The organism is Novosphingobium sp. B-7 (assembly GCF_000410615.1).
GTDB lineage: Bacteria > Pseudomonadota > Alphaproteobacteria > Sphingomonadales > Sphingomonadaceae > Novosphingobium > Novosphingobium capsulatum.
In genome coordinates this window covers 1-4320 of record NZ_APCQ01000123.1, presented here as the reverse complement: position 1 = coordinate 4320, position 4320 = coordinate 1, and the positions used below count along the sequence as shown (strand labels likewise).

At 66.2% G+C, this 4320-nt stretch carries 3 protein-coding genes and 1 pseudogene; 3 read left to right on the top strand and 1 reads right to left on the bottom strand.

What is annotated here, in order from left to right:
• The 3 genes and pseudogenes from H926_RS32910 to H926_RS0101260 all read left to right on the top strand — a co-directional run.
• Positions 1-255, top strand: a pseudogene (locus H926_RS32910) (hypothetical protein); the annotation flags it as partial.
• A gap of 6 nt (positions 256-261) precedes the next feature.
• Positions 262-2370 carry a flagellar biosynthesis protein FlhA gene (locus tag H926_RS0101265; protein ID WP_022674686.1) on the top strand — a complete coding sequence of 703 codons (2109 nt, stop codon included), beginning with the start codon at positions 262-264 and terminating at the stop codon, positions 2368-2370.
• A gap of 54 nt (positions 2371-2424) precedes the next feature.
• Positions 2425-3156 (top strand): sigma-70 family RNA polymerase sigma factor, encoded by a 732-nt coding sequence (locus H926_RS0101260; RefSeq protein ID WP_022674685.1) that lies wholly within the window; start codon positions 2425-2427, stop codon positions 3154-3156.
• Between the two features lie 646 nt (positions 3157-3802).
• Here H926_RS0101260 and H926_RS0101250 read toward each other — a convergent pair.
• The coding region (locus H926_RS0101250) for a L,D-transpeptidase family protein (protein WP_022674683.1) at positions 3803-4320 on the bottom strand (518 nt) is incomplete at its 5' end.

The following is a 4320-nucleotide window of genomic DNA, read 5'->3' as shown; positions in this document are numbered from 1 at the left end:
ACGCCCTATGGCGCTCCCTCCGCGCTCGATCTGCCGGGGGCACAGACCATGCAGCCGGTGCCAACCGGCGGCCCCATGGCGCAGGAATTCCAGCAGGCAGCGGCCAATGCCGGCAGCCCCGGCGGGCCGGCGGCCACGCCGCGCGCCTCGATGGCCGAGACCCTGCGCGATACCTTTGCCCTGGCCGCGCCAGGCACGTCGGGTGGCGATCATGTGGCCCGTGCCTATAGCCGGCTCAAGGCGATGGGGCTCTAACCGATCATGTTCAAGCGTTTTGGCTCGCCCGGTGCCATGGCCCTTCCGGCCGGCATCCTCATGCTTATCGTGCTGATGATCGTGCCGCTCCCTTCGGTGCTGCTCGACGTGTTCTTCGTGGTCAACATCGCGCTGTCGGTGGCGATCCTGATGGCCGCGATGAACGCCGAAAAGCCCCTCGATTTCAGCTCGTTCCCCTCGGTCCTGCTGTTTGCCACGCTGCTGCGCCTGGCGCTCAACGTGGCGTCCACCCGCATCGTGCTGGTGCGCGGCCACGAGGGCGAGGCCGCCGCTGGCCACGTGATCGAGGCCTTCGGCGCGTTCCTGGTCGGCGGCAATTTCGCCGTTGGCCTGTTCGTGTTCATGATCCTGATGATCATCAACCTGGTGGTGGTGACCAAGGGCGCGGGCCGTGTGTCAGAAGTGTCGGCGCGCTTCACCCTCGATGCCTTGCCGGGCAAGCAGATGGCGATCGATGCCGATCTTGCCGCCGGGCTGATGAGCGCCGATGAAGCCAAGTCCCGCCGCCGCGAAGTGGCGACCGAAGCCGATTTCTATGGCGCGATGGACGGCGCCAGCAAGTTCGTCAAAGGCGATGCCATTGCCGCGCTGCTGATCCTGGGCGTCAATATCATCGCCGGCTTCTGCCTGGGGATGATCACCCACGGGTTGAGCGCTGGCGAGGCGGCGCAGCGCTATATTACCCTGGCGGTGGGCGATGCGCTGGTGGCGCAGGTGCCGTCGCTGCTGCTGTCGATCGCGGCGGCAGTGATCGTCACCCGCGTGGCCGATACGCGCGATCTGGCCGGCCAGATCGGCCACCAGTTCGCCAATCCCGCCACCTGGCTGCCGGTGGCGGTGATCCTGGGCGCGATCGGCGCCATTCCCGCCATGCCGCAATCGGTTTTCCTGCCCGCCGCGGCCGGGGCCGGCTGGCTGTGGTGGGCCCTGCGCCAGCGGGCCCGCCGCCCCGAACCCGTGCTCGAACCCGAAGCGCCGCCCAGCGATCCGGCCCGCATCACCCTGGAAGAGGTCAGCGACCACACGCTGGTCACTATCGAGCTGGGCTATGGCCTGGTCCACCTGGTGGACGAGCGGCGCGGTTCCCCGCTGGTCACCCGCATCACCGGCGTGCGCAAGCAGTTGAGCCAGGCGTTCGGCTTTGTCGTGCCGCAGTTCCGCGTGCGCGACAGCCTCGATCTTGGCCCCAACGATTATCGCATCATGCTGGGCGGGGTGCCGCTGGGCGGGGCCACGGTGCGCGCCGATCGCGTGCTGGCGATCGATGCCGGCGAGGCGCGCGGCGATCATGGCCTCATTGGCGAGGCGACGCGCGACCCCAGCTTTGGCTGCCCGGCGCTGTGGATCGAGAACCACTTGCGCGATCAGGCCATCGCCGAAGGCTTCCTCACGGTCGACGCCAGCACGGTCATCGCCACGCACCTCAACCAGTTGCTGGGTGAACGGCCGCAGCTGCTGCTCGGCCCGGATGAAGTGCGCGCCATTCTCGACGCGGTGCGCGATCGCGCGCCTGGCCTTATCGAAACGCTGCATCCGCAGCCGCTCTCGCTTGCCGCGCTCACCCGCCTGTTCCACGCCCTGCTCGAAGACGGGGTGACCATCGCCCATCCCATGCCGATCCTGGCGGCGCTGAGCCAGGCCGTGCTGCAGACCACCGACCATGACAAGCTGGTCGATCTGCTGCGGGCCGAGCTGGGCGGGCTGATCGTCGCGCGGGTCTGTGGCCCCACCGAACGGCTGCCCGTGCTCACCCTCTCGGGCCAGCTTGAAGGGATGATCGTGGGCGGGATGCACGATCCGGTCACCGGCCAGCCGGTGATCGAGCCAGACCTCGCGCGCACTATCGGCGAACGGGTCAACGCCATTGTCACCCAGCGCGGCCCCGGAGCGATTGCGCCGGCGCTGATCGTGCAGCCGCGCGCGCGGCGGGCTTTGGCCGCGCTGATGCGCCAGCGCGCGCCGGCATGCGTGGTGCTGTCGATCGCCGAACTGCCACCCACCCAGCCGATCGAGGTGGTGGCCGTGATCGGCGAGGAGACGCCGACCGGGCCGCCGCAGCTGCCGCCGCCGCTCCAACCCGCCCTGGCGGCGTGATCGCGGCGCCCGTTCCTGCCTCTTCCTGGTCTTCAAAAAAGAAAACGAGACTCCATGAAACACGATCACCGCAGCTTTGCCGCCTCGCGTGCCTATCGTGACGACACCGCCGATCGCATTCGCCGGTTCCTGCCGATGGTGCGCCGCCTGGCCTGGCACGTGCACGGGTCTGGCCATTCCGGGGTGGATGTCGATGATCTGGTCCAGGCGGGCCTGGTGGCGCTGACCGAATGCGCGCAAAAGCATTCCGGCCCCACTGAAGATGGCTTTGCCGCCTATGCCAAGCTGCGGGTGCGCGGGGCGATGGTGGATCTGGTGCGGCGCACCATGCCGCTTTCGCGCACCTCGTCCGATCGGCGGCGCACCTTGCGCGAAAAGACCAACCAGCTGACCATGGAACTGGGCCGCATGCCCAGCGAGCCCGAACTGGCCCGCGCCCTGGGGCTGACCGACACCGAACTGGCCGACCTGCGCGCGGCGAGCGAGCCGGTACGGATCGAGGCGATCGACGACGCCTATTCCGACAGCGACAGCGCCTTTGCCGACGATCGCCCCGATGCCTTTGCCCAGCTGGCCGACAGCGAAAGCCGCCAACTCGTGGCCAAGGCCGTCGCCGCACTGCCCGAGCGGCTGCAACTGGTGATCCAGCTCTATTTCGTGGAGGAACTGAACCTCGCGGAAATCGCCCAGGTGCTGGAAGTATCCGTCCCGCGCGTGCACCAGCTTAAGGCCCAGGCCCTGGACAAACTGCGCGCTGGCCTGGGCAGCGGGTTCGACGTGCTGTGATGTCCTCCCCGGCGGGGGGATCACCAGTGACGGTCATTCCACAAACGACCGTCCTATTCCTCGTCACCCCGGACTTGATCCGGGGTCCCGCTTCTTCTTCAGGCCTCACGCAGCGGCCAAGTCGCGACCTGGTCCCAAGATAATTTCACACGAAGCCACGAAGACACGAAGAAAGACGTCTTTAGCCTCCTTCGTGTCTTCGTGGCTTCGTGTGGATTTAATGGAGACGGACCAGCGGGCACGGTTAAGCCAATCGAGCGCAAATGGCGCAGCCTGCATGGATCGCAAGCTGCCCGTGCTCCCTCCCACTTCGTCATTCCCGCCTGCGCGGTTATCACGGTGGAATGGAATACAAGTGGTTGAACGAGAGCGATTTATCAGTCGATCACTTCAAGGCGTATGCACGCACGAAAAGGACCACCCTCACTGTCCTGTCGATGCCAAATCTCAACAACATTATAGTATGTGAAATATCCCGTCGACGCATCGATTGAGAGGTATTCTCCCTTGCGCGGCAGGAAATCGAACTCCGCCGTGAACAGCGGTGTCAACGCGTCTTCTCGATCAAAGGCTTCCACTATTGGCATGCCGGAACATTAGCCTGCCGGCTCCCCATCAGCAACGGCGCGCAACCGCGCCCATCCACCTAAGCCCCAGGATTGATCGACCCGCCCAGGCCCAGGCGCTTGCCGTCGGTGATGATCACCTTGTCGCCCAGGCTCGCCACCTTGAACAGGCGCTTGGCGAATTCGTCGGGCACGCCCACGCAGCCGTTGGTGGCATAGCCCTTTTCCACCTTTGATCCGTGGATCGAGACGCCATCGTTGGTCAGGCGCAGCATCCAGGGCATCGGCGCGTCATAGAGGTTGGACACGTGCGTTGCGTCCTTCTGGGTGATCGGAAATACGCCGAGCGGGGTGGGCTTGTCGCCATAGCCCTTGAGGATCGCGGTGGCGCCGATCTCGTGGCCATCGCGGAACACCGAGAGCACGCGCGCGGTCAGGTCCACGGTGATCACCACCGGGCCGGCCTGGCCTTGGCTTTCATCCCAATAGAACTGGCCAAAGCGGATCGGGCCATCGATCTTGAGCACGGATTTGACCACGAACGGTGTGTCGGCTGCCGGGGTCTGCACGGCAGGCGCAGCCGCTGCCGGCGGGGTAG

What these genes read in the sequence shown, in the direction of transcription:
- H926_RS0101265 (WP_022674686.1), top strand. Translation starts at nt 262, where the DNA reads ATGTTCAAGCGTTTTGGCTCGCCCGGTGCCATGGCCCTTCCGGCCGGC.
- H926_RS0101260 (WP_022674685.1), top strand. Translation starts at nt 2,425, where the DNA reads ATGAAACACGATCACCGCAGCTTTGCCGCCTCGCGTGCCTATCGTGAC.